Origin of the sequence: Pseudomonas sp. NFR09 (assembly GCF_900111535.1) — a bacterium.
GTDB classification, from domain to species: Bacteria; Pseudomonadota; Gammaproteobacteria; order Pseudomonadales; family Pseudomonadaceae; genus Aquipseudomonas; species Aquipseudomonas extremorientalis.
This window is the reverse complement of sequence record NZ_FOIH01000001.1, coordinates 708,923-733,423: the sequence shown is the minus strand read 5'-3', so window position 1 is coordinate 733,423 and position 24,501 is coordinate 708,923. Positions and strand designations below refer to the sequence as shown.

The following is a 24,501-nucleotide window of genomic DNA, read 5'->3' as shown; positions in this document are numbered from 1 at the left end:
TGTCAGAATGTGCGTCCTGTGCGCGATTGACGGCCTGCGGATGAGTACACTGGCGCCGCTGCACAACACGGGGCGCAGGAAGCGCCTTGTCATGAGTTCTATCCTGGAGAGTGAATGTGAGACGTCAAAAAGGTTTTACCCTGATCGAGCTGCTGATTGTCGTTGCAATCATCGGCATTTTGGCCACCATTGGCCTGCCCATGTACACCACGCACCAGGCCAAGGCCAAGTTCACTGCAGGGCTGGCTGAAATCACCGCGTTGAAGCCCGGGTATGAAGACACCCTCAACCAGGGCACAGTGCCGACCTTGGCATTGATCGGCGGCACTAGCCCCACCGCCAATTGCACGATCAACGTGACAGGGGATGTGGCTACCGGCGCGGGCACCATCAGTTGCGAAATACTCGACGCCCCTGCGCCGGTGTTGGGCAAGACCATCAGCCTGACGCGCAACGCCACCACCGGTTGGAAATGCAGCACCACCGCTGATGCGAAATATGTTGCCAAGGGCTGCGGCGCCGACGGGGCATAGTTGCCGAACCATCCACAGGGAAGTTGAGGCGGCCGATGGCTTTATCTATACAGCAGCGTGGCAGTGTTTTCCTGGTGACAGTGGTTTGCCTGCTGGTGGTCGGAATATGTGCACCCTTCAGTGGGCATGATTTGCAGCGGGCTATGCAGATTGCCATAGGGGCGTGTGCGGTGATGTATGGGTTGTCCATCGTCCCTGTCGGCCAGTTGTTGGACAGGCCAACCGCCCTGGGCCTGATACTGATTATCGTGCTTGGCCTGGTGTCATCCATGCTGGCCCATCAGCCGCTCTGGGCACTTGCCGAAATGGCGCTGTTTGTCAGTTGCGGGTCGATTGCCGTGGCGTTTGCCTTGCTGCGTCGCCAGGGTGGTGAGCCTTTGGATCGCGCCTTGGTCATGGTGGTGGTGCTGCTGTGTTTGATCAAGTCGATTCAATACCTGTATGCAGGCACACTCGTGTTTATCAGCGCTGAACGTACGCTGGACCCTGACCTGCTGCTGTCCGGTTTTTCCAACAAGCGCTTCTACGGCCAGTTTCAGACGTTCACGCTGTCGCTGTTGGTGCTTCCTTTGTTGATCCCTGTGATCTCGCGTCCGCTCAAGGGGGCGGTGTTCGCGTTGCTGTGCGTGTGGTGGATGATTGCGATCGCCGGTGGTACGCGCGGTACCTGGCTTGGCATGTGTGTGGCCGGGGGTGTGCTGGCGGTACTTGGCGCCTCGGGGCGACGATGGCTGGGTTGGCAACTGGCCGCGATGTTTGGCGGGCTGCTGCTGTACTGGCTGGTGTTTACGGTAGTGGCGGATTACCTGGGGGTCGAGGTCTCCAAGAGCGCCAGTGACCGCCTCACCACCTCCCTGTCGGGCCGCGGTCCGATCTGGTGGCAGGCTTGGCATATGATCGTGGAGTGTCCATGGTTGGGCTTCGGACCGATGCATTTTGCCGATATTGCCAATGAAATCGCCGCTCATCCGCACCAGGCCATCCTGCAATGGGCGAGTGAATGGGGGGTGCCATCGGCCTTGTGCGTGGTGGCTCTGGCGTGGCGAGGCGGCTGGGCGACGTTCGGTGTGTTGCGTGAACGAGCGCTTTCCAACACTCGTGCTGATCTGTTGCGGCTATGCCTGTTTGCGGCCTTGGTAGGGGCGTTGGTGCAGTCCATGGTCGACGGCGTGATGGTGATGCCCAATTCCCAGGTCTGGCTGGCGCTGGTGGTGGGCTGGCTGATGGCGTTGCATGTGTGGAAAACCCCGGGAACCGCCGCGTTGCCACTGGCCTGGGCAGCCTGGAAAGTGCTGAGTGTGCTGGCTGTCGGTCTGCTGGTTTTTATCGCAGCTCGCGATGTGCCTCACATCAAGCAAGCCCAGCAGCAGTACCTGGACACTCATGTCGGCCTGCTGCAACCCCGTTTCTGGGCCCAGGGCGTGATTGCGCGCTGAAGGCCGCAAGTTGCCGGACTCCCAATGCAGTGCTAGCTTTAGCCCACCGCCCGTGTAGCTCAGTCGGTAGAGCAGCGCACTCGTAACGCGAAGGTCGCAGGTTCGATTCCTGTCTCGGGCAAAAAGGCACCATGGCAACACCGTTTTCAGATGATCCCAGAATGGTTCTGAAGGCCAGACGAGCCGGCATTTGAGCCTGCTCTTTTGTATCTGCGCAACCTTGATGACCCAGATGCATCCCCATTCCTCGATCTAAGAGAACAACATGACCACGACTGAAATGACCCAGGAAGTTCGGCATCAAGCAGCCCTCGAAAAATACCTCGAGGAATCGCCGCAGCTTAAAGAAGAGATCAAGGACCTGAGCGCCGATGATCAGCGCGACCAGATCCAGTGGGCATTCGAGGATGAAGCCGAGAGCCAGGGCTATCAGCCTTGGGAGCTGACACTCAAGTACACCTCGACACCGGAAGAATTCGAAGCGGCACGACTGGCCTTGCACAAAGAGGCGGCCGAAGTGCTGGGTGTCGAATGGGAAGAGTACTGCGAGATGAATGACCTTGTAGTCTGAAGTGTGAGTGAGCGGGCTGCCCCCGCTCACTACCGCTTGCAACGGTCTAGATACTCAGGCGCATCGACAAATCCACCGCCTTCACATCCTTGGTCATCGCGCCAATCGAGATGTAGTCCACCCCTGTCTCCGCGATGGGCAACAGGGTGTCTTCATTGATCCCGCCGCTGGCTTCCAGCTTGGCCTGGCCGCCGTTCAGGCGCACGGCTTCACGCATGTCTTCCAGGCTCAATTCATCCAGCATGACGATGTCCGCACCTGCGGCCAGGGCTTCGCGCAGTTCATCCAGGCTTTCCACTTCGATTTCCACCGGCTTGCCGGGTGCGATCCGGTGTGCGGCCGCAATCGCCTGGGCAATGCCGCCGCTGGCCGCGATATGGTTTTCCTTGATCAAAAAAGCGTCATACAAACCAATGCGGTGGTTGTGGCAGCCGCCGCAAGTCACTGCGTACTTCTGCGCCAGGCGCAGGCCCGGCAGGGTTTTGCGGGTATCCAGCAGCTTGACCTGGGTGCTGGAAACAAAGTCCGCCAGAAATTGGGCACGCGTGGCGACGCCGGACAGCAGTTGCAGGAAATTCAGTGCGCAGCGTTCGCCGCTGAGCAGCGAGCGCGCCGGGCCTTCAAGGTGGAACAGCACCTGGTTGGGGCTGACGCGTTCGCCATCGGCCACCTGCCAATGCACGGCTACCCGTGGGTCCAACTGGCGGAACACCGCATCCACCCAGGCGGTGCCGGCGATCACTGCGGCATCGCGGGTGATGATGGTGGCCGTGGCCAGCCGTTCGGCCGGGATCAACTGCGCAGTGATGTCGCCGCTGCCGATGTCTTCCAGCAGTGCGCGGCGCACGTTGGCTTCGATTTCGGCGGTGAGGTCGGCAAGACGGAGGTTCGGCATAACAGGCTCCACAGACAAAGTGCCCCGATTATAGGGGCAGTGCGCGTCTGAACCCAGCGACCTGCTCATTTACCGCCAAATGACAGAGTGTGCTGGCGCAAACCCCCTTGTTTGCAAGATAATCTCGCGCCTTGCAATTGGCGTCATAGCTTTGACGTCTCGCCCAATACCGCCGTTTCAGGAGGCCAGGATGCACAATGACGGAAAGGTGGTGCCAATCAAGAAGGCGCATGCCACGCCATCGCCGCTCGCCCGACTGCCGGTGGTGTTGCTGCAGGTTCGCGACAAAGCGGCGCAACAGTTGCAGCAAGGGTTGCAGGAGCTGTTCGATAACGCCGACGACACACTGTTCGAAATGGCCGACAAGGCGCGCAACAACCTCGATCACCATATTTTCTTTGAAGCCATGCGTGATCTGCGCCTCAAGCGTAAGAATTTCGAACGTGTGTTCATGGAGCGTCTTTTCGACGCCTTTGCCAGTCTGGGCCAGGCAGGGCGGGGCGAGCTGCAACTGGTGCCGGTGGTTTCCTACGACGGCGTGCCGGGTTCGACCAGGGACGACCTGGAAAAAGCCGTGGCGCTTGAAGCCATGTTGGGTCGGGTGCGCCACCGTGACGGCCTGGCTCTTGGGCAACTTACGGCACGCTTGAGCGCTTTACTGGGCAACCGTCTGGATGATCGTGAGAACCCGCTGGGGCCGGCGCTGCTGTGTGAGTTTTTCCTGCGGGCGGGGCGCAGCCTGGGCGTGGAGATCCGCGTCAAACTGGTCATGCTCAAGCTCTTTGAAAAATACGTGCTCAGTGACGCCGACCAGCTATACGGTGAAGCCAATCAACTGCTGGTCGCAACCGGCGTCTTGCCTGAACTCAAGGCCGTACCGTCACGGCGCATCGATGGGCGTGCGGCACCCGAGCATCCGCGCGAAGCAACTTCGCCAGTCGCCGACCGGTCCGGTGACGAAAATGGCCAGGAAGCCTTCGCCGCGCTTCAGCCGTTGCTGACGGCGGTGCGTGGCAGCGTGGCGCCGACGCTTGAGGCCAGCGCCGAGCCGTTGCCCATTTCCACCCAGGACCTGCTGCGCCTGCTCTCCCATTTGCAGCAGTACGTGCCGGAGCCTGAGTCGGAGGACGATTTCGACCTGCGCAGCCAGCTTGAACAATTACTCACCCGTGTCAGCGTCAAGAGTGGTAAGTCGCGGGTGGTGGAGGACGCGGACGAAGACGTGATCAATCTGGTCGCGCTGCTGTTTGAGTTCATCCTCAATGATCGTACCGTGCCCGATGCCTTCAAGGCCCTGATCGGCCGCTTGCAGATCCCTCTGCTGAAAGTGGCGTTGCTGGACAAGAGTTTTTTCAGTCGCGCCAGCCATCCTGCGCGGCGCCTGCTCAATGAAGTCGCGACCGTCGCCATGGGCTGCAGCCCGTGTGATAGCCAGGCATGCGACCCTCTCTACCTGCGCATCGAGCAAGTGGTGCAGCGCCTGCTCAACGAATTTGTCGAAGATCCGGCGATTTTTTCTCAATTGCTCGCCGAGTTCAGCGCGTTTGCCGCCGAGGAACGTCGGCGCAGCGACTTGCTCGAACAGCACACCCGCGATGCCGAAGCCGGGCGTGTGCGCACTGAAGCCGCCCGCCAGCGTGTGGCTGATGTGCTGAATAAACGGCTGTTGGGCAAGGTCCTGCCGCGTCCTGTGGTGCAGTTCCTGCAACAGGCCTGGAGCCAGGTGTTGCTGCTGGCGAGCCTCAAGCACGGCGAGCAGTCAGTGCAATGGCAAGCTGGGCTGCGCACCATGGACGAGTTGATCTGGAGCGTCGGCCTGCAGCAGGACACCGAGGCCGGGCGACGTTTGCTGGAACAACTGCCGGGGTTGCTCAAGGCCTTGCGCGACGGTTTGACCAGCGCGGCGTTTGACCCCTTCAGCACCCGAGAATTCTTTGTGCGCTTGCAGGCGTTGCATATCCAGGCACCTGAAGGCGTTGATGAGCTGATCGAGGTGCGTGAGCCATTTGTGCTGAGTACGGCGTCACCCGACCCGGTCACCGAGCTGCCGGGTAACGATCCTGACCTGTACAAGGCTCTCCAACTCAAGGTGGGCGACTGGGTACTCTTCCAGGAAGGCCAGGCCAGCACGCTGCGCTGCAAGCTGACAGCGATCATGGCGCCGGCCAACACTTATGTGTTCATCAGCCGCACGGGGCTCAAGGTGTTGGAAAAGAGCGCCGGCCAACTGGCAATGGCGTTCAAGCGTGGCGCACTGCACACGCTGGAAGACGGGCCCCTGTTCGAGCGCGCCCTGACTGCTGTGGTGGACAAGCTGCGTCAACTCAATCGCGGCAAGTGATCGCAACCGGAGGGTCTAACGCGGCATACTGGTCACACTTTGTATCGTTCAAGGAACCTGTATGCAGTTGGACCCCACCAGCGGTTGGTGCCAGGGCATCCGTCATTGCCCGTCGCCCAACTTCAACGAGCGCCCCGCCGGCGAAATCTCACTGTTGGTGGTGCATAACATCAGCCTGCCACCGGCGCAGTTCGCCACCGGCAAAGTGCAGGAATTTTTCCAGAACCGCCTGGATGTCACGGAACATCCCTACTTTGAAGGGATTGCCGACCTACGGGTATCAGCGCATTTTCTGATTGAGCGTGATGGCGCTGTGACGCAGTTTGTATCCTGCATCCACCGTGCCTGGCACGCCGGGGTGTCGTATTTCGAGGGGCGGGACACCTGCAATGATTTTTCCCTGGGGATAGAGCTGGAGGGCACGGATGATCTGCCGTTCACCGACGCTCAATATGCCGCACTGATCGACCTGACCCGCCAGTTGCTGGTGGCTTACCCAGGCATCACCCCTGAGCGCATTTGTGGTCACAGCGATATCGCTCCGGGACGCAAGACCGATCCCGGCCCCGCTTTTGATTGGACGCGCTTTCGCAGCGCCCTGCAGGATGGAGGACACGCACGATGAGTTTCCTGGTGTTGGTGCTGGCTGTATGGATCGAGAAGTTTTCGGCCCTGCGCCAGCGGTTGCAGCGAGATGGTGGTTGGTTGCGCGAACTGGCCAAGCTGGAATCGAGCCCGCGCATGGGCAAGCAGCCCTGGCTGATTCTGGCGTTGCTGGTGTTGTTGCCGGTGGCCTTGCTGGCGCTGTTGCTGCTGGTGCTGGAGCCGGTGGCGTACGGGCTGCTGGCGCTACCGGTGCACCTGTTGGTGGTGATCTACAGCCTGGGTCGTGGTGACCTGCTCGCCGGGCTTGGTCCGTTCCGCGATGCCTGGCGACGGGGTGACCTGCAGGCCGCCGAGCATGTGACCGAACGTGACCTGAGCCTGAGCGCCGACAGTGGCGAGCAATTGCTCGAACGCGTCCAGGGTCATCTGTTATGGCAGGTCTACCAGAGTTTTTTCGCGGTGATTTTCTGGTACTTCCTGCTGGGCCCGGTTGCCGCACTGGCTTATCGGCTGCTCGCACTGGCCAGTGAACACAGCAAAAACCCTTTGGTAGCCGAGCGGGCCGGGCAACTGCGCCACGCGTTCGATTGGCTGCCGGTACGCCTGCTGGCCGCCAGCTTTGCCCTGGTCGGAAATTTCGTTGCGGTCAGCCGTGTGATGCTCCATGAACTGCTGAGCTGGGACATCAGCGCCGCCCAACTGGTGGAAAAAGTCGGCCTGGTCGCCGCCGAAATCCCACCCCCTGCGGTCGGTCCCGATGGCATCAACAGCCTGGACCGACTCTGGGAGCTGCTGCTACGCGCAGCGGTGCTGTGGTACGCCGGCTTCGCCATCTGGACCGTCCTACCCTGACCCTGTAGAAGCCGGCTCGCCGTAGTGAGCAGTCTCGCCTGTGGCGAGCGGGCTTGCCCCGCGTTGGGCTGCGAAGCAGCCCCCCCCAACCATTAACCTTAAGTTACAAAACTCCCTCTCAAATTGAGCTATACAGATGCTGGCTAACTGCCGCCCTGCACCTCAATAAAAATAAAAGAAAGGGAGTTCACCTGTGAAGAGCTTGCTCTATCCCGCCGTCGCCTTGATGAATCGCCTGAGCTTCGGCATGAAGTTCAGCCTGATCAGCGTGTTGTTCCTGCTACCGATGCTGGCAACCAACTATTACTTGGTGCGTGACTCATGGCGTGAATTCCAGGGCACTCGCGTCGAACTGCAAAGCCTTGATTTACTTGGCAGCAGCCTGGCCCTGCGCCGCGATCTGGAAACCCTCAACAACCAGGTACAGATCAACGCCACCCTCGGCCAGTCCGGCAAGGCCGGCGATCTTGACGGCAAGATCAGCGCCCTGGAACAAAGCGTGCTCAACCGCCTGCAGGGCCTCAACGCTATGGCCACCGAGCCCGAGCAGATTGCGGCTTTCAATGCCAAGCGCGACGAGTTGATTTCGGCCTTCAAGACCCAGCAACAGGAAACGTCGCTGCTGAGCAAAAGTGCATTGATCGGCAAGTTGCTCAACAAGGCGCAGATGCTCAGCCAGATCGTCGCCAGCCAATCCGGGCTCAGCCGAGACGCCCAGAGTGACCTGCGCCAACTCGGCGAGCTGATCACCAGCGTCACCCCGCAGGTCACCCAGGCCCTGGGCGAAGGCCGGGCGATGGGCGCGTATTCCCTGGGCCAGGGTTTTCTCAATTCTTCGTCAAGCACACGGTTTGACGAGCTTTTGCAGCAACTGGAAAAACTCCAGGCCGAATATGGCCTGAAGTTGCAGGATGCCCTGGGCTCCAGTACCGCAGCCCACGCGGCACTCGACAACCTCGCCACGGCCAGCAACGCCAGCCTCAAGCATGGCAGCGAGTTGTTTGAAGAGCAGGTGGTGATGGCCGAAACCCTCGACGCACCCTGGCAGGGCTTCTACGACGGCGTCAGCCAGTTGATGGCCCAGACCTATCAGCTGGATGACGCCACCCTGGCGTTCCTCGGACAGCAGTTGGAGCAACGCCTGGCGCAAAACCGCACGCACATGGTGGTGCTCGTGTCGGCCCTGAGCGCCGTGTTCTTGCTGATCTTCTATTTGTACGCCGGTTTCTACGCGTCCACCCGCACCACGCTGCGGCGCCTGGGGGCGATGATGGACAAGGTGGCGGCCGGCGACATGACCGTCACTTTTGTTGCGCATAGTCGCGATGAGTTGGGCGACCTGGGCCAGGTGTTCAACGGCACCGTGGCGAAGATCCATGACCTGATCGAGCGCGTCGGGCACACCGTCAGCCAGGTCGAGCTCCAGGCCGGCCAGGTGGAAACGATCTCGGCTCAGAGCAACCAGGCGGTGTCCGGGCAGCGTAGCCAGATCGAGCAGGTGGCAACGGCCATGAACCAGATGTCGTCCACTGCCCAGGAAGTCGCGCGCAGCGCGGCGGCGGCAGTCAGCAGTGCACACAGTGTCAATGATGAAACCGTCAGCGGCCGTGGCCTGGTGCAATCCCAGCAGGGCAGCATCGCGCGGCTGGCCTCGGAGATCGATGAGTCGGTACGGGTGATCAACCAGTTGGCCACTGACAGCCAGTCCATCAGCAGCGTACTGGAGGTGATCAAAAGCATTGCCGAGCAAACCAACCTGCTGGCACTCAATGCAGCCATCGAAGCCGCGCGGGCCGGTGAACAGGGACGTGGTTTTGCAGTGGTGGCCGACGAGGTGCGCACCCTGGCCCGGCGCACTCAGCATTCCACCGAAGAAATCGAACAGATGATCAGCCGCCTGCACAGCGGTGTGGCAGCCGCCGTGAAAACCATGGGCACCAGCCATTCCATGGCCAGTGGCACGGTCGGGCAGTCGGAAAAGGTCCAGCAGGCATTGGAAAATATTCTTGGCGCCGTGGGTATGATCGTCGACCAGAACCAGCAGATTGCCGCCGCCGTGGAGCAACAGACCGCCGTCGCCCACGACATTGACCAGAACATCGTCGAAATCAACCGCGCCGGCGAGCATGCGGCCCAGGGCGCACACCAGACCGAAGCGGCGAGCCGGCAGCTATCGATGCAGGTGATTGAGTTGAAGCAATTGATCGGTGCGTTTCGAGTGTAGGAAATGTAGGTAGGGCGTATTGCTTGCCGGTGTAGCGCTTGTCCTGATTTCCGTGGGTGTCTTTTCTGGCTGGGTGAATGGGTGAGAATTTGTTTCAGACAAATTCAAGTTCAGGGAGCACGGCGATGACCATTGCGGTCGGCATCAAAGGGCATTGCGCCCATTGTGATATCAGGTTTGAACTCAAGCCTTGGCAGTTGAATGCCATCGCCATCGAAGAGCCCTTCGATTGCCCGTATTGCCAGCAGTTCCTGCAGTTGAGTTGCCCTCGGCAATTGCGGGCGTTCAAGTTGTTGGGGCATTGGGCGCTGGTGCAGCCGAGCATGGCGGTGTTCACCTGCATGGTGCTGATCGTGGCACTGGTCACAGAATGGGTGGGGTTGATCACGGTAGTCGGGCAGTTCAACGTGTCACTGCTGGTGCTGCTGGTGCATTTCCTGGCGCTGCGCTATGCCCGTTACCGGCAGCGGATCACGTTGGATCTGCAAGTGGTCGCGCCAGTCTTACCAATTGAACAGCTCGCACGCATTGCGTGTGCTCGCCTCAGCCAACGATAGCGGGCTGATGCCCATGCGCTCGGCCAGGGCGGTGCAGATGGCCGGCAGGTGTTCGGGGCTGTTGCGTTGGCCCGGGAACATGGCCGGCGCCATATCGGGTGAGTCGGTTTCCAGCACCACCGCATCCAGCGGCAGTTGCGCCAGCACCTTGTGCATGCGCAAGGCCTGGGGCCAGGTGGGGGCGCCGCCCAACCCCAATTTGAAGCCGAGCTTGATGTACTCGCGAGCCTCTTCGAGGCTGCCGGCAAACGCATGGATGATGCCGCCGCGGGGCAGGCGGATGCGCTTGAGGGTGGCGATCACGGCGGCGTGGCTGCGGCGCACGTGCAGCAACGCCGGCAGTTGGACGTCCACGGCCAGTTTGAGTTGGGCTTCAAACAGGCTTTGCTGGCGTTCGCGGTCCAGTTGTTCGAGGAAGTAATCCAGGCCTATTTCCCCCACGGCGCACAGTTGCCGATGGCCGTGCAGGCGCATCAACCAATCGCCCAACGCCGTCAGGTCAGTTGGGCGATGATCGTCGAGGTACACCGGGTGCAGGCCAAAGGCGGCGAACAAACCTTCGTCCGCTTGCACCAGGTCCCACACTCTTTGCCAATTCTGCTGATACACCCCCAACACCACCATGCGCCGCACGCCCAGCGCTCGGCTGTGGGCGAGGACTTCCCGGCGATCGCTGTCGAAATCCGGGAAGTCCAGGTGCGTATGGGTGTCGATCAGCTCCACGCTCAAGCCTCGTGAATACGCTGCTTGAACGTCCGGCCGATGGCATGCACGCCGGGTTGATACTGTTCTTCTTCGATCGCCGCCAGGGCCAGGCGCAGGGCGGTATCGGCGATCAGTTGATGCTGCTGGGCCATGGCGTTGACCGGCAGCGGCAGGAAGTCCAGCAACTGGGTATCACCAAAGGTTCCCAGGCGCAGCGGGCGCGACTTGAGCGGGAAGTCATGCAGTGCGTCGAACACGCCTTGCAGCAGCACGTAGGACGTGGTTACCAGCGCGTCAGGCAAATGCCCCAGTCGCTGGAGAAGTTGCTCCATCAGCTGTCGGCCGCAATCGCGACTGAAGGCTTCTGCGTGTTCAACGATCACCTCGCCGGTGAACCCGGCAAGGGCTTCACGGAAACCAGCGGCACGTTCCTGGCTGATGCTCAGCTCGGGTCGTGCGCCGATCAGCACGATCTGCTTGGGCAACGGTTGCAGCAGGCTGCTGGTCAATTGCTGGCACGCCTGGCGGTCGTCGCTGACCACCGAACAGAACTGATCCGCACCCATCACCCGGTCGATGGCAATCACCGGCAACCCCTTGGCTTGCAGCTCGCGATAACTGTCATCGCTGGCCGGCAGGCAACTGGCGACGAACAGCGCATCACAACGCCGCGCGCGGAACAGTTGCAGCAACTGGCGTTCGCTGTCGGCGTCATCGTCGGAGCTGGCGATCAGCAACTGATAGCCCCGCGCCCGTGCGCCTTGCTCCAGGAGCTTGGCGATGCGTGCGTAACTGGGGTTTTCCAGATCGGGCAGGATGAAACCCAGGGTGCGCGTGTGCCGACTGCGCAGCCCGGCGGCCTGTGGGTTAGGAGTAAAGCCATGGGCTTCGACGACAGCCCGCACCCGTTCGACGGTGGCGTTGCTGATGCGTTGCTGTTCGGCCTTGCCGTTGATGACGTAGCTGGCGGTGGTCACGGACACACCGGCCAGACGGGCGATATCACTGAGTTTCAAACCGGGATTTCCTTGTTTTCTGGAGCTTGCCCCGACATTTTGTCCAATCGTAACCGATTCCAGCACTCGACTAATGTCTCAGCTCAAGTGCCGAGTGGTTGTTCAAGGATGCGCAATTAACGCGTAATCTGCCATAAATTCTAGATTAAACGTTTCAGCCAGCGTATTTTTACGACGTTCGCGACTGAGTAGCTACTGCCAACTGACTGCTCAGTCAGCTATTGATGCACACCCATTACACTGTTTGTTTAAAACAATACCTAGTGCGGTCACCGCACTAACTAGGAGAACGGCATGCTTGAGCTCACTGTAGAGCAGATTTCCATGGGCCAGGTGGCTGTGGATAAATCTGCTGCCTTGCACCTGCTCGCTGACAAACTGGTGGCTGATGGCCTGGTCGCCGAGGGTTATCTCAGTGGCTTGCAGGCCCGTGAAGCCCAGGGCTCGACCTTTCTCGGCCAAGGTATTGCCATCCCCCACGGCACCCCCGAAACCCGCGACCAGGTGTTCTCTACCGGCGTGCGCCTGCTGCAGTTCCCCGAAGGGGTGGACTGGGGCGACGGCCAGATCGTGTACCTGGCCATTGGCATTGCCGCCAAATCCGACGAACACCTGCGCCTGTTGCAACTGCTCACCCGTGCCCTTGGTGAAACCGACCTGGGCCAGGCATTGCGCCGTGCCGGAAGCGCCGAAGTCCTGCTGAAACTGCTGCAAGGCGCACCGCAGGAACTGGCGCTGGATGCACAGATGATCAGCCTGGGTGTGTCCGCCGACGACTTCGAAGAGTTGGTCTGGCGCGGCGCACGCCTGTTGCGCCAGGCCGATTGTGTGAGCAATGGTTTCGCCGCCGTGTTGCAGCAGGTTGACGCGCTGCCCCTGGGCGATGGCCTGTGGTGGTTGCACAGTGAACAGACCGTCAAGCGCCCGGGCCTGGCGTTTGTCACCCCGGACAAGCCCATGCGTTACCTTGGTCAGCCGCTCCATGGCCTGTTCTGTCTGGCCAGCCTCGGTGAAGCCCACCAAGCGCTGTTGGAGCGCCTGTGCGCCTTGCTCATCGAAGGTCGCGGCCAGGAACTGGGCCGCGCCACCAGCAGCCGAGCCGTGCTCGAAGTGCTTGGCGGCGAACTGCCTCCGGACTGGCCCAGCGCCCGCGTCACCCTGGCCAACGCCCATGGCCTGCATGCACGCCCGGCGAAGATCCTCGCGCAGTTGGCGAAAAGTTTTGACGGCGACATCCGCGTGCGCATCGTTGACGGCCCGGTCGGCGCCGTGTCGGTGAAAAGCCTGAGCAAGCTGTTGAGCCTCGGCGCACGGCGTGGCCAGGTGCTGGAGTTTGTCGCCGAGCCGACGATTGCCGGTGATGCGCTGCCCGCGTTGCTCGCCGCTGTGGAGGAAGGCCTCGGTGAAGAGGTCGAGCCGCTACCGACGGTCAGCGCCCAACCGGCAGCCCTGGATATCGAGCCGGTTGTCAGTGCGCCGACCAGCGGCAGCCAGGTCCAGGCCATTGCCGCCGCACCGGGCATCGCTATTGGCCCCGCGCATATCCAGGTTCAGCAAACGTTCGATTACCCCCTGCGCGGCGAGTCCTCCGCTATTGAGCGCCAGCGCCTGCACAGCGCCCTGGGCGAAGTGCGCCGCGACATCCAGGGCCTGATCGAACGCAACCCTTCCAAGGCGATCCGCGAGATTTTCATCACCCACCAGGAAATGCTCGACGACCCGGAACTCACCGACGAAGTCGACACCCGCCTCAAGCAAGGCGAGAGCGCCGAAGCCGCGTGGATGAGTGTGATCGAAGCGGCCGCCCGGCAGCAGGAATCGTTGCAGGACGCCTTGCTCGCCGAGCGCGCCGCCGACCTGCGTGATATCGGCCGCCGTGTATTGGCGCAACTGTGCGGCGTCGAAACCGCCCAGGAGCCGAGCGAACCCTACATTCTGGTGATGGACGAGGTCGGTCCGTCGGACGTGGCGCGTCTTGATCCCGCGCGCGTCGCCGGCATCCTCACCGCCCGAGGCGGCGCGACGGCCCACAGCGCCATCGTCGCCCGTGCCCTCGGTATCCCGGCGCTGGTCGGCGCCGGCCCGGCGGTGTTGCTGCTGGCCTCCGGCACCCCCTTGCTGCTGGATGGCCAGCGCGGTCGCCTGCATGTCGACCCCGACGCCGCCACCCTGCAACGCGCCACGGTCGAGCGCGACACCCGCGAACAACGCCTGCAAGCCGCTTCGGCGCAACGCCATGAACCGGCGCTGACCCGCGACGGCCATGCCGTGGAAGTGTTCGCCAATATCGGCGAAAGCGCTGGGGTTGCCGGCGCGGTGGAACAGGGCGCCGAAGGCATCGGCCTGCTGCGCACCGAACTGATTTTCATGGCCCACCCGCAGGCGCCGGACGAAGCCACCCAGGAGGCCGAATACCGCCGCGTGCTCGACGGTCTTGGCGGTCGCCCGCTGGTGGTGCGTACTCTCGATGTGGGCGGCGACAAACCGTTGCCGTATTGGCCGATTGCCGAGGAAGAAAACCCCTTCCTTGGCGTGCGCGGCATCCGTCTCACCCTGCAACGCCCGCAGATCATGGAAGCACAATTGCGCGCGCTGTTACGGTCCGCCGATAGCCGCCCGCTGCGCATCATGTTCCCCATGGTCGGCAGCGTCGACGAATGGCGTGCCGCCCGTGATATGACCGAGCGCCTGCGCCTGGAAATCCCGGTGGCGGACCTGCAACTGGGGATCATGATCGAAGTGCCCTCGGCGGCCTTGCTCGCGCCAGTGTTGGCCAAGGAAGTGGATTTCTTCAGCGTCGGCACCAACGACCTGACCCAGTACACCCTGGCCATCGACCGTGGTCACCCCACCTTGTCCGCCCAGGCCGATGGCCTGCACCCGGCGGTGCTGCAACTGATCGACATCACCGTGCGCGCCGCCCATGCCCATGGCAAATGGGTGGGGGTGTGCGGCGAGCTGGCGGCGGACCCGCTGGCGGTGCCGGTGCTGATCGGCCTGGGTGTGGATGAGTTGAGCGTGTCGGCCCGCAGCATTCCGGAAGTGAAGGCGCGGGTGCGTGAATTCAGTCTGAGCGAGGCCCGGGGCCTGGCGCAACAAGCACTGGCGGTGGGTTCGCCCGCCGAAGTGCGTGCCCTAGTGGAGGCCGTGTAGATGGCAAGGATTCTGACCCTGACGCTGAACCCGGCGTTGGACCTGACGGTGCGCCTGGCGCACCTGGAACCGGGTGAAGTGAACCGCAGCGAAACCCTGCTGACCCATGCCGCCGGCAAGGGTGTGAATGTGGCGCAGGTGCTGGCGGATTTGGGCCATCAGGTGAGCGTGGGCGGTTTCCTCGGCGAGGCGAACCCCCAGGCCTTCGAGGCACTGATCGCCCGCCGTGGGTTTGGTGACGCGTTCATTCGCGTGCCGGGCGAAACCCGCAGCAATATCAAGATTGCCGAACAGGACGGCCGGGTCACCGATATCAATGCGCCGGGGCCGGTGGTCAGTGACGCGGCGCAAGCCGCGCTGCTCAAGCGCATCGCCGACATCGGTGCGCAATTCGATGCGGTGGTGGTGGCCGGCAGCCTGCCGCGTGGCATCAGCCCGCAGTGGTTCCAGGGGCTGTTGGAGCAACTGAAAAACCTCGGGTTGAAAGTCGCCCTGGACACCAGCGGCGAAGCACTGCGCGCCGGTTTGAAGGCGGGTCCGTGGATGGTCAAGCCCAACACTGAAGAACTGGCCGATGCCCTGGGGCATGCCCCGGATGCAATCAGCCAACTGCATCGGCAAGGCGTGGAACATGTGGTGGTTTCCGATGGCGCTGCCGGCGTCACTTGGTACCGCCCAGGCGCGGCGTTGCAGGCCACGCCGCCAAAGGTGACGGTGGCCAGTACCGTCGGCGCCGGTGACTCGCTGCTGGCCGGCATGCTGCACGGCCTGCTCAGCGGCGATACCCCGGAACAGACCTTGCGCCGTGCCACGGCAATTGCCGCCATGGCCGTGACGCAGATCGGTTTTGGCATCAGCGATGACGCGCAGTTGGCGCGCCTCGAAAGCGGCGTCCACGTGCGCACGCTGACAGAACAATAAGAGGGTTTGTGATGAAGTTAGCCATTGTTACTGCCTGCCCGAACGGCATGGTCACCAGTGTGCTGTGCGCCCGCTTGTTGGACGCCGCCGCGCAGCGCCAGGGCTGGAGTACCAGCGTTGAAGTGGTGGATGTGCAGCGCCCGGAGCGCCAATTGTCCCAGTCGGTCATCGACGACGCCGAATGGGTGTTGCTGGTCAGCAGCACCCCGGTGGAGATGCAGCGCTTTGTCGGCAAGCGCGTGTTCCAGAGCACACCGGCCCAGGCGTTGGCGGATGTCGACGCCGTATTGCGTCGTGGCGCCGAAGAGGCGCAGGTGTATGTCGCGGCTGAAGCCCCGGCCAGGAACGCGCCGCGCATCGTTGCGATCACCGCCTGCCCGACCGGCGTCGCCCATACCTTCATGGCTGCCGAAGCCTTGCAGCAGACAGCCAAGCGCCTGGGTTATGACTTGCAGGTCGAAACCCAGGGCTCGGTCGGTGCCCGTACGCCATTGAGCGCCGAAGCAATCGCCAATGCCGATGTGGTGTTGTTGGCCGCCGATATCGAAGTCGCCACCGAGCGCTTCGCCGGCAAGAAGATCTACCGGTGCGGCACCGGTATTGCGCTCAAGCAGTCCGAAGCCACCCTCAACAAGGCCCTTGCCGAAGGTGCGGTGGAAAGCGCGGCCAGCGGCGCGGTGGCCAAGCCGGAAAAAACCGGCGTGTACAAACACCTGCTCACCGGTGTGTCGTTCATGTTGCCGATGGTGGTGGCAGGCGGGTTGTTGATCGCCTTGTCGTTCGTGTTCGGCATTCACGCCTTTGAACAGGAAGGCACCCTGGCGGCTGCGCTGAAAACCGTCGGCGACCGCGCCTTCATGCTGATGGTGCCGCTGCTGGCGGGCTACATCGCCTACTCGATTGCCGACCGTCCGGGCATCGCGCCGGGCATGATTGGCGGCCTGCTGGCCGGCACCCTGGGTGCAGGATTTATCGGTGGCATCTTCGCCGGTTTCCTCGCGGGCTATTGCGTCAAGTTGATCACCCGCGCAGTGAAATTGCCGCAGAGCCTGGAGGCGCTCAAGCCGATCCTGATCATCCCGCTGCTGGCGAGTCTGTTCACCGGCCTGGCGATGATCTACCTGGTGGGGCCGCCGGTCGCGCGCATGCTGGTGGGGCTGACTGATTTTCTCAGCACCATGGGCACGACCAATGCGGTACTGCTGGGCATCCTGCTGGGCGGCATGATGTGTGTCGACCTGGGCGGGCCGATCAACAAGGCGGCCTACGCATTTTCCGTCGGCCTGCTGGCGGCCCACAGCGGCGCGCCGATGGCCGCGACCATGGCGGCCGGCATGGTGCCGCCGATCGGCATGGGCATCGCCACGTTCCTGGCACGCCGCAAGTTCGCCCAGACCGAACGCGAAGCGGGCAAGGCGGCGATGATCCTCGGCTTGTGCTTCATTTCCGAAGGCGCGATCCCGTTTGCCGCGAAGGACCCGTTGCGCGTGATTCCGGCCAGTATCGCCGGCGGTGCATTGACCGGTGCCCTGTCCATGTACTTCGGCTGCGTACTGGCGGCGCCCCATGGTGGCCTGTTTGTGCTGGTGATCCCGAATGCGATGAACCATGCATTGCCGTATCTGCTGGCGATTGTCGCCGGCAGCCTGCTGACCGGCCTGGTCTATGCGTTGATCAAACGCCCCGAAGCGCAAGAACTGACTGTGACCGTCTGACGCGGTGCTGAAAATGTGGGAGGGGGCTTGCCCCCGATAGCGGTGGGTCAGCCATAAATGTGCTGGCTGACACTCTGCCATCGGGGGCAAGCCCCCTCCCACCGTTGATCGCTGTATAGGTGTCATCTCTGCTTCATCGGGGCGTGCTTTAGTGGCCCTTTTGATACTCAAGAGGGCACCTGCATGAGCCACTTCGATCTCGGCCGCCGCCGCGTGATGCAAGCCGTCGGCGCCGGCCTGTTGTTGCCGGGCCTGGCGCCGGCGGTGATCGCTTCGGTCAAGGACCGGCCGCAGCTCACCGATGGCGTGCAGTCCGGCGACCTGCTCGGCGACCGCGCCATGATCTGGAGCCGCAGCGACCGCCCGGCCAAGATGGTGGTGGAGTGGGACACCCGCAGCGTGTTCAGCAACCCTCGTCGTTTTGTTTCGCCGCTGGCCGACCAGCGCAGCGACTTCACCGCCCGCGTCGAGCTCACCGGGCTGCCTGTCGACCAGGCGATCTTCTACCGCGTGCACTTCGAGGACGCCCAGACCGGCATCGCCAGCGAACCCTGGTTCGGCCACCTGCGCAGCGTGCCGCAACAGCGCCGTGACATTCGTTTTGTGTGGAGCGGCGACACCGTCGGCCAAGGCTTCGGCATCAACCCGGACATCGGCGGCATGCGTATCTACGAAGCCATGCGCCTGCGTCTGCCGGACTTTTTTATCCACAGTGGCGACACCATCTATGCCGACGGCCCGGTGCCCGCGCAGCTCACCGTCGAAGACGGGCGCATCTGGCGCAACATCACCACTGAGGCCAAGAGTAAAGTCGCTGAAACCCTGGAGGAGTATCGCGGCAATTACCGCTACAACCTGATGGATGAAAACGTGCGCCGCTTCAACGCCGAGGTGCCGCAGATCTGGCAGTGGGACGACCATGAAGTGGTGAACAACTGGTCGCCGAGCAAGCAGTTAGATGAGCGTTACCGGGTCAAGGACATCAATACCCTGGTCGGCCGTGCGCGCCAGGCGTGGCTGGAATACTCACCGATGCGCCGCCAGGCAGCGGACGGCGGCGGGCGGATTTATCGCAAGCTCAGCTACGGTCCGCTGCTGGATGTATTCGTGCTGGATATGCGCAGTTATCGCGGGCCCAACGATGACAACCTCGGCGGCGAAAAACCCTTCCTCGGGCGTGCGCAATTGGACTGGCTCAAGCGGGAACTCAAGGGCTCCCAGGCGCAATGGAAAGTCATCGCCGCCGACATGCCCATCGGCCTCGGCGTGCCCGACGGTGAAGTCAGCCCCGGCGTGCCGCGCTGGGAAGCCATCGCCAACAACGATCCCGGTGCGCCGCAAGGCCGCGAATTGGAAATCGCCGAGCTGCTGGGCTTTCTACGGGCGCAAAACGTGCGCAACCACCTGTGGCTGACCGCCGATGTGCACTACTGCGCCGCGCATCACTACCACCCGGATCGTGCGGCGTTCCAGGATTTCGAACCGTTCTGGGAGTTTGTCGCCGGGCCGTTGAACGCCGGGAGTTTCGGGCCTAATCCGCTGGACAAGACCTTTGGCCCCGAAGTGGTGTTCGAGAAGGCACCGCCGGCGCAGAACACCTCGCCGCTGGCGGGGTTTCAGTTTTTTGGCGAGGTGAACATTGATGGGCAGACTGCGGAGTTGACTGTGGTGCTGCGGGACCTGGATGGCGTCTCGGTGTTCGAACAAAAACTCCAGCCCACCTGACCTGGAATGCATTAAAAATTGTGGGAGGGGGCTTGCCCCCGATGAGGGCGTGTCAGTCTATGACTGAGCTATTGATGCACCGCTATCGGGGGCAAGCCCCCTCCCACAGGTTGAGTGTTGTTCGTTCAGAGGGTCAGTACACATCCCGGCGATAACGCCCCTGCTCGATCAACCGCGCCACGGCTTCACTGCCGAGGATGTCCACCAGCGCCTGGTCCACCCCCGTCGCCATTCCCTGCAGGCTTCCGCACACATAAATCGCCGCGCCGTCGGCCAGCCATTTACGCAGCACATCCGCTGACTCGCGCAGGCGGTCCTGCACGTAGATCTTCTCTTGCTGATCGCGGGAAAACGCCAGGTCGAGCAAGGCCAGATCGCCGCTGGCCAACCAGCCTTGCAGCTCGTCCTGGCACAGGAAGTCATGCTTGATATTGCGCTCGCCAAACAGCAGCCAGTTGCGCTGCTGGCCGTCGGCGATGCGGGCCTTGAGCAGACTGCGCAGGCCCGCCAGGCCGGTGCCGTTGCCCAGCAGGATCAGCGGCACCGGCGCCTGTGGCAGGTGGAACGCACTGTTGCGGCGCAGACGCAGGCTGATGCTCGAACCGAGGGCGGCGTACTCGGTCAGCCAGCCCGAGCCCAGGCCCAGGCTGCCGTCGGGGTGACGTTCCTGGCGCACGATCAGTTCCAGCACGCCATCGCTGGCAATTGAGGCGATGGAGTATTCGCGCATGCCCAGCGGCACCAACGCGTCCACCAGCGCCTGGGCGTGCAGGCCGACCAGGTGCGCGCGATGGGTCGGCAACTGGCGGGTGGCCAGGGCCTGGTCGAGCGTATGCGCCATGCCGTCGATCAATACGCTGTCACTGCCGGCCAGGCCCAGGCCTTCGAGGAAGTGTTCGATGGCCCACGGGCAATTGCGTGGCAGCACTTCCACCAGGTCGCCGGCTTGCCAGCTTTGTGGCGACGGTGAGGTGAGGCCCAGCAGGTAGACGTCCGAGCCGCTGCTGTCGCGGTTGAGCAATGAGCGGTGGCTGAGCGTCCAGTTTTCATACTGGGCCGTCGGCCAGGCGGATGCCGGGGCGTGGCCGGTCAGTTGGCCGAGTTGTTGTTGCCAGTGGAGCAGGGCGGTGGTGTCGCCGCTGTCCACTTCCACGGGCGCAAACAGTGGGTTGCCGCCCTGATGGGTCAGCCAGAAATGCAAGCGGCGGGCAAAGCCGCAGAAATGTTCGTACTGGCGATCACCCAGGGCCAGCACCGAGTAGTTCAGGCCCTTGAGGGACAGGTCCTGGCCGAGCACGCTGCGCTCGAAACCACGGGCATTGTCAGGCGCTTCGCCGTCGCCGAAGGTGCTGACCACAAACAGCGCGTTTTCCGACTGGCGCAGGTCGTCCTGGCTGACGCTGCCCAGGGGCTGCACCTTCACCGGCAGGCCGGCGGCCTGCAATTGCCCGGCCGTTTGCCAGGCAAGCTGTTCGGCGAAACCGCTCTGGCTGGCAAAACCGATCAGCCAGGCCGGGGCGTTACTGGGGTTGCTTGTGAGGCCTTTGCGCGCCTCTCGCACCTGGCGTTTTTTGCGCCGGCGGTCCAGGTACAGCAGCCAGCCGGTGATGAAGAACAGCGGCATCAGCACCGAGCTGAGCGTGAGGACAATCCGCCCGATCAAGCCGAAGTAACTGCCGGTGTGCAGCGCATAGACGCTGGTCAGCAGTCTGGAACCGAGGCTTTTGCTGGCGTACTGGTCGTGGGATTTGACCTCGCCGGTGGCCGGGTCGAGGTTGATCTGGTTCAGCGCCCGGTCATGGGGCGAGTTTTTCAACAGGTAGTAGACGATGGCCGGTTGCCCGGCGACCGCTGGCATGCGGATGTTATAGGCGCTCAAGCCTGGGCCGGCGTTGCTGTAGATGCTGCTCCAGATCGCATCGTAGTTGGCCACTGGCGCCGCACCCTCGGGCGCCGGGCCGCGCTTGCGCACCCGTTCGTTTTGCGGGGCGTCGGACAACAGCTTGGTCAGGCCCTGGCTGTACCAGTCGTAGGACCAATACAAGCCGGTCAACGCCGACAGCAGGTAAGCCAGCAGGCACCAGGTGCCGAACACCGAGTGCAGGTCCCAGTTGAAGGCACGGCCCTTTTTGCGCCAGTCCAGCGTCAGCCAGGCCCGCCAGCTCGCCACCTGGCGCGGCCAGCGCAGGTACAGGCCGGAGAGGCAGAAGAACACCAGGATCAGCGTGCACGCGCCGGTGATGTTGCGCCCGGTATCGCCCATCACCAGGAAACGGTGGAACTGCAGCAGAAAGCCGAAGACATCCTGGCCGAGCACGTCGCCCATGTAGTCGCCGGTGTAGGGATCGAAATAGCGCAGTTGGCCACGGCGCTCGCCGGGCGGCGCGGTGAAGAACACGCGGGCGGCGTTGCCGCTTTCGCTTTCGACGAACAGCATGGCCACGGTCTGGCCTTCGGTGGCCTCCAGCTTGCGCACCAGTTCGGCGGGCGGCAGCACACCGGCTTCGCGTTTTTCCACGGTCAGCACGCTGGGGTTGAGCGCCCGCAGTATTTCATCCTGAAACGAGACCGCAGCCCCGCTGATCCCCATCAAGGCCAGCACCAGCCCGGCAGTGATGCCGAAGAACCAGTGCAACTGGAACAGGGTTTTCTTCAACACGTCTGACCGCCTCGTCTATCCGGATATGTAGGGCACGGCGCGCATTATGCCGTGGCTTGTCGAGAAACATTCTGTTTTACACGCAAAAGCCCCACGCATCCGATGCGTGGGGCCCTCTGCTGCGCGACGCTGCTGCTTAAAAATGGAAGCTGGTGGTCAACAGGGCCGTACGACCGGCCGCCTGGTTGGCGAAGTGTGTCGAGAAGGCCTTGTCGTAGTAAACCTTGTCGGTCAGGTTTTGTACGTTCAGTTGCAGGTCGACGTTCTTGGTCAGTTTGTAGCTGGCCATGGCATCGTAGCGGGTGTAGGACGGTACATAGACGGTGTTGCCGGCGTCGCCATAAACCTGGTCGACGTAGAACGCACCGCCACCGAGGGTGAGCTTGGAGGTGACGTCGTAAGTGGTCCACAGGCTGAAGGTGTTCTTCGGCGTATTCGGCATCTGGTTGCCTTTGTTCGAACCCGCGCTGACGACACCGTTACGCCCGTTGAGGCCGGATTTGACCAGCTCGCTGTCCAGGTAGCTATAGCCGGCGAACACTTGCCACTGGTCGGTGATCTTGCCGCTGGCGGACAGTTCCAGGCCGTCGACCTGGGATTCGCCGGCGTTCTGATAGGTGAGCGCGTCCACGAGGATACGGGTGTTTTTCTTTTCGGTGCGGAACACCGCAGCGGTGAGGGACAGGCGATCGTGGAACAGGTCCCACTTGGTGCCCAACTCGTAGTTGACGGTTTCTTCGGGCTGCAGGTCGCTGGTGGCGGCACCGGCTGAGAGTGGGTTGCCGTCCGACCCTTCACCGACCAGGCCACCGGCAGGTGTCGCCGATGTGGCGTAGGACGCATAGATGCTGGCGTTTTCCACTGGCTTCCAGACCAGGCCGGCCTGCCAGTTGAAGAACTGGCTGTCTTCCTTGATTTTGCTGCGGCCGGTGGCCGAGTCGGTGTTGGCCACGGTGTCGAAGGTGTCGTAGCGCAGGCCGACGTTCAGCAACCATTTGGGGTCCAGCTCGATGGTGTCGAATACATAAGCGCCACGGCTGGTGGCCTTGGTGGCGGTGCCGTAGTAGTTGCGGGCGATGCTGCCGGTCCAGGCGTCATCCGGGTTCGGATTGCTCAGGGAGGTGCACTGGCCGCCCAGGCTGCCTTTGGCCACGGTGCACACCGGGTTGGCGTTGGGGCTGATGGTGTAGCTGCTGACGCGGGTTTCTTCACCGGTGAACTCCAGGCCGGTGGAGTAGCTGTGCTTGAAACCCAGGGCCTGGAACGTGCCGAACAGGTCGGTCTGGTTGGTGGTGGTGGTCGTGGTCGAAACCCGGCTATTGGCGCGACGCCACACGGTGCCGTAGCGGTTGACGTTGAACTTGCTGTCGTCCGGCTGGGTAAGAATGTAGTCCTGGCCGGTGCTGCCATGGCGCAGGGTGTTTTTCAGCGTCATGGTGTCGTTCAGGTCGTGCTCGATGGAGAACGTACTGATATCGGCGCGGGTCTTGCGGAAGTCGCGGTCCTTCAAACCGTAGAAATTATTGCTGTCGCCGCCATCGTTGGGCTTGTCATGCACATGGGCGGTGGCGGTCGACGAACCATAGCCGTAGGGAATCCCCGAATCCGGCAGGTCGTTGCTTTCCAGGTGGTAGTAGCTGAGGTTGACGCGGGTCGGGGTGCCCAGGCCAAAGGTCAGCGACGGTGCCACGCCCCAACGGTCGTAATTGACCGCGTCGCGGCCAGCCACGTTCTGTTCGTGGCTCATCAGGTTCAGGCGGAACGCGGCGCTGTCATCGAGGAACTGGCGGTTTACGTCGAGTACGTAGCGGCGGGTCTGGTCGGAACCGTAGGTGAAGCCGCCGTTGGTGAAGTCCCGCGCTTGTGGGGTCTTGCTCACCAGGTTGAGGCTGCCGCCGGCTGAACCGCGACCGCCGAACGATGAGTTCGGGCCTTTGCTGACTTCAATCGACTCGATGTCGAAGATCTCACGGCTCTGGCCACCGGTGTCGCGCACGCCGTCCAGGTAGGTGTCGCCCTGGGCATCAAAACCGCGGATGAACGGGCGGTCGCCCTGGGGGTTGCCGCCTTCGCCCGCGCCAAAGGTGATGCCCGGCACGGTGCGCAAGGCATCCTGCAACGAGGTGGCGGCGGTGTCCTTGAGGACTTGTTGCGGCACCACGGTGACCGAGCGCGGGGTATCCACCAGCGGTGCGGTGTATTTCTGCGACGAGGCTTTTTCGACCTGGTAGGAGGTGTTGTCCTGCGCTTCCCCGGTGATGCTGGTGGCGCCCAGGGAAATGCTGTTGCGCTGGCCTTTTTGTTCAGTGTCTTCGGCAGCTTGTGCCAGATGGGCGACAGAGCTGGCGCTGAGGGCAACGCCGATGGCTGAAGCCAGCATGCGTGGTGAACCGGCAGGTATTTTTGTAGTGGTGCGCGACATGACGTGTCCTTTCCCCAAGGATGTGAGGTCGCGGAATATAGGGCGAACAAGACTTTCTATCAATTGCGATACATTGCTAATTGCATTGAATTTACATTCTTTACACTTTTTGCTTACGGTTTTTACGATCTCGTTCGTCCTGGCGTTTTACAGGGCGGATAAGAATCAAT

General features: G+C 62.4%; 17 protein-coding genes, 1 tRNA gene and 1 pseudogene. 14 read left to right on the top strand and 5 right to left on the bottom strand.

The genetic code is table 11. The annotated features are described in order from the left end of the window. The first annotated feature begins 110 nt into the window (after positions 1-110). From BMX59_RS03295 to BMX59_RS03280, 4 genes are all read left to right on the top strand, one after another. The gene (locus tag BMX59_RS03295; RefSeq protein WP_093119920.1) at positions 111-533 is read left to right on the top strand and encodes a pilin; all 423 of its coding nucleotides are present in this window, start codon (positions 111-113) and stop codon (positions 531-533) included. Positions 534-568: 35 nt separating this feature from the next. Continuing rightward, the gene (locus BMX59_RS03290) at positions 569-1,969 is read left to right on the top strand and encodes an O-antigen ligase family protein (RefSeq protein ID WP_093119918.1); all 1,401 of its coding nucleotides are present in this window, start codon (positions 569-571) and stop codon (positions 1,967-1,969) included. Positions 1,970-2,017: 48 nt separating this feature from the next. Then, positions 2,018-2,090 (top strand) — tRNA-Thr (locus BMX59_RS03285). Between the two features lie 144 nt (positions 2,091-2,234). After that, complete coding sequence (locus BMX59_RS03280) at positions 2,235-2,540, top strand: DUF6388 family protein (RefSeq protein WP_033903347.1); 306 nt, start codon at positions 2,235-2,237, stop codon at positions 2,538-2,540. Positions 2,541-2,586: 46 nt separating this feature from the next. Here the strand turns inward: BMX59_RS03280 and nadC are convergent, their stop codons facing one another. Further along, positions 2,587-3,435 (bottom strand): carboxylating nicotinate-nucleotide diphosphorylase, encoded by an 849-nt coding sequence (nadC, locus tag BMX59_RS03275; RefSeq protein ID WP_093119916.1) that lies wholly within the window; start codon positions 3,433-3,435, stop codon positions 2,587-2,589. A gap of 190 nt (positions 3,436-3,625) precedes the next feature. On the opposite strand from nadC, the gene BMX59_RS03270 reads away from it, so the two are divergent. The 6 genes and pseudogenes from BMX59_RS03270 (at position 3,626) to BMX59_RS03250 (ending at position 10,015) form a co-directional block, all read left to right on the top strand. After that, positions 3,626-5,776, top strand: coding sequence for a DUF1631 domain-containing protein (locus tag BMX59_RS03270; protein ID WP_093119914.1), 2,151 nt, complete (start codon positions 3,626-3,628; stop codon positions 5,774-5,776). Positions 5,777-5,837: 61 nt separating this feature from the next. Continuing rightward, positions 5,838-6,401, top strand: coding sequence for a 1,6-anhydro-N-acetylmuramyl-L-alanine amidase AmpD (gene ampD, locus BMX59_RS03265; protein WP_071491087.1), 564 nt, complete (start codon positions 5,838-5,840; stop codon positions 6,399-6,401). Continuing rightward, a complete protein-coding gene (ampE, locus tag BMX59_RS03260; RefSeq protein WP_093119912.1) occupies positions 6,398-7,234 on the top strand; it encodes a regulatory signaling modulator protein AmpE in 837 nt (278 codons plus the stop codon). Before ampD ends, ampE begins: the two co-directional genes overlap by 4 nt. Before the next feature lie 226 nt (positions 7,235-7,460). Beyond that, a pseudogene (locus tag BMX59_RS31015) lies at positions 7,461-8,552 on the top strand (methyl-accepting chemotaxis protein); the annotation flags it as partial. Further along, on the top strand, positions 8,529-9,458 hold the full coding sequence (locus BMX59_RS31010) for a methyl-accepting chemotaxis protein (RefSeq protein ID WP_371914362.1): 930 nt from the start codon (positions 8,529-8,531) through the stop codon (positions 9,456-9,458). The pseudogene BMX59_RS31015 and the gene BMX59_RS31010, both read left to right, overlap by 24 nt. Positions 9,459-9,583: 125 nt before the next feature. Next, positions 9,584-10,015, top strand: a complete 432-nt coding sequence (locus BMX59_RS03250; protein WP_092240664.1) for a hypothetical protein — start codon at positions 9,584-9,586, stop codon at positions 10,013-10,015. Here BMX59_RS03250 and BMX59_RS03245 read toward each other — a convergent pair. Together BMX59_RS03245 and cra are read right to left on the bottom strand one after the other, a co-directional pair. Next, a complete protein-coding gene (locus BMX59_RS03245; RefSeq protein ID WP_093119908.1) occupies positions 9,962-10,738 on the bottom strand; it encodes a TatD family hydrolase in 777 nt (258 codons plus the stop codon). The two genes, BMX59_RS03250 and BMX59_RS03245, sit on opposite strands and share 54 nt — an antisense overlap. A 2-nt stretch (positions 10,739-10,740) precedes the next feature. After that, on the bottom strand, positions 10,741-11,736 hold the full coding sequence (gene cra / locus BMX59_RS03240; protein WP_071491092.1) for a catabolite repressor/activator: 996 nt from the start codon (positions 11,734-11,736) through the stop codon (positions 10,741-10,743). 294 nt (positions 11,737-12,030) lie between these two features. On the opposite strand from cra, the gene ptsP reads away from it, so the two are divergent. The 4 genes from ptsP to BMX59_RS03220 all read left to right on the top strand — a co-directional run bounded on the left by ptsP (position 12,031) and on the right by BMX59_RS03220 (position 19,250). Beyond that, positions 12,031-14,889: a phosphoenolpyruvate--protein phosphotransferase gene (ptsP, locus tag BMX59_RS03235; RefSeq protein ID WP_093119906.1), complete on the top strand. Its 2,859-nt coding sequence runs from the start codon at positions 12,031-12,033 to the stop codon at positions 14,887-14,889. Further along, complete coding sequence (gene pfkB / locus BMX59_RS03230; RefSeq protein ID WP_092240670.1) at positions 14,890-15,810, top strand: 1-phosphofructokinase; 921 nt, start codon at positions 14,890-14,892, stop codon at positions 15,808-15,810. It abuts the gene before it with no gap. Between the two features lie 11 nt (positions 15,811-15,821). After that, positions 15,822-17,525, top strand: a complete 1,704-nt coding sequence (locus tag BMX59_RS03225) for a PTS fructose-like transporter subunit IIB (protein ID WP_092240672.1) — start codon at positions 15,822-15,824, stop codon at positions 17,523-17,525. A gap of 183 nt (positions 17,526-17,708) precedes the next feature. Beyond that, on the top strand, positions 17,709-19,250 hold the full coding sequence (locus BMX59_RS03220; protein ID WP_093119903.1) for an alkaline phosphatase D family protein: 1,542 nt from the start codon (positions 17,709-17,711) through the stop codon (positions 19,248-19,250). A 133-nt stretch (positions 19,251-19,383) separates the two neighbouring features. Here the strand turns inward: BMX59_RS03220 and BMX59_RS03215 are convergent, their stop codons facing one another. Both BMX59_RS03215 and BMX59_RS03210 read right to left on the bottom strand, forming a co-directional pair. After that, positions 19,384-21,909, bottom strand: a complete 2,526-nt coding sequence (locus tag BMX59_RS03215; protein WP_093119901.1) for a sulfite reductase flavoprotein subunit alpha — start codon at positions 21,907-21,909, stop codon at positions 19,384-19,386. Between the two features lie 136 nt (positions 21,910-22,045). Further along, positions 22,046-24,331: a TonB-dependent receptor gene (locus tag BMX59_RS03210; RefSeq protein ID WP_071491098.1), complete on the bottom strand. Its 2,286-nt coding sequence runs from the start codon at positions 24,329-24,331 to the stop codon at positions 22,046-22,048. Positions 24,332-24,501 lie beyond the last annotated feature (170 nt).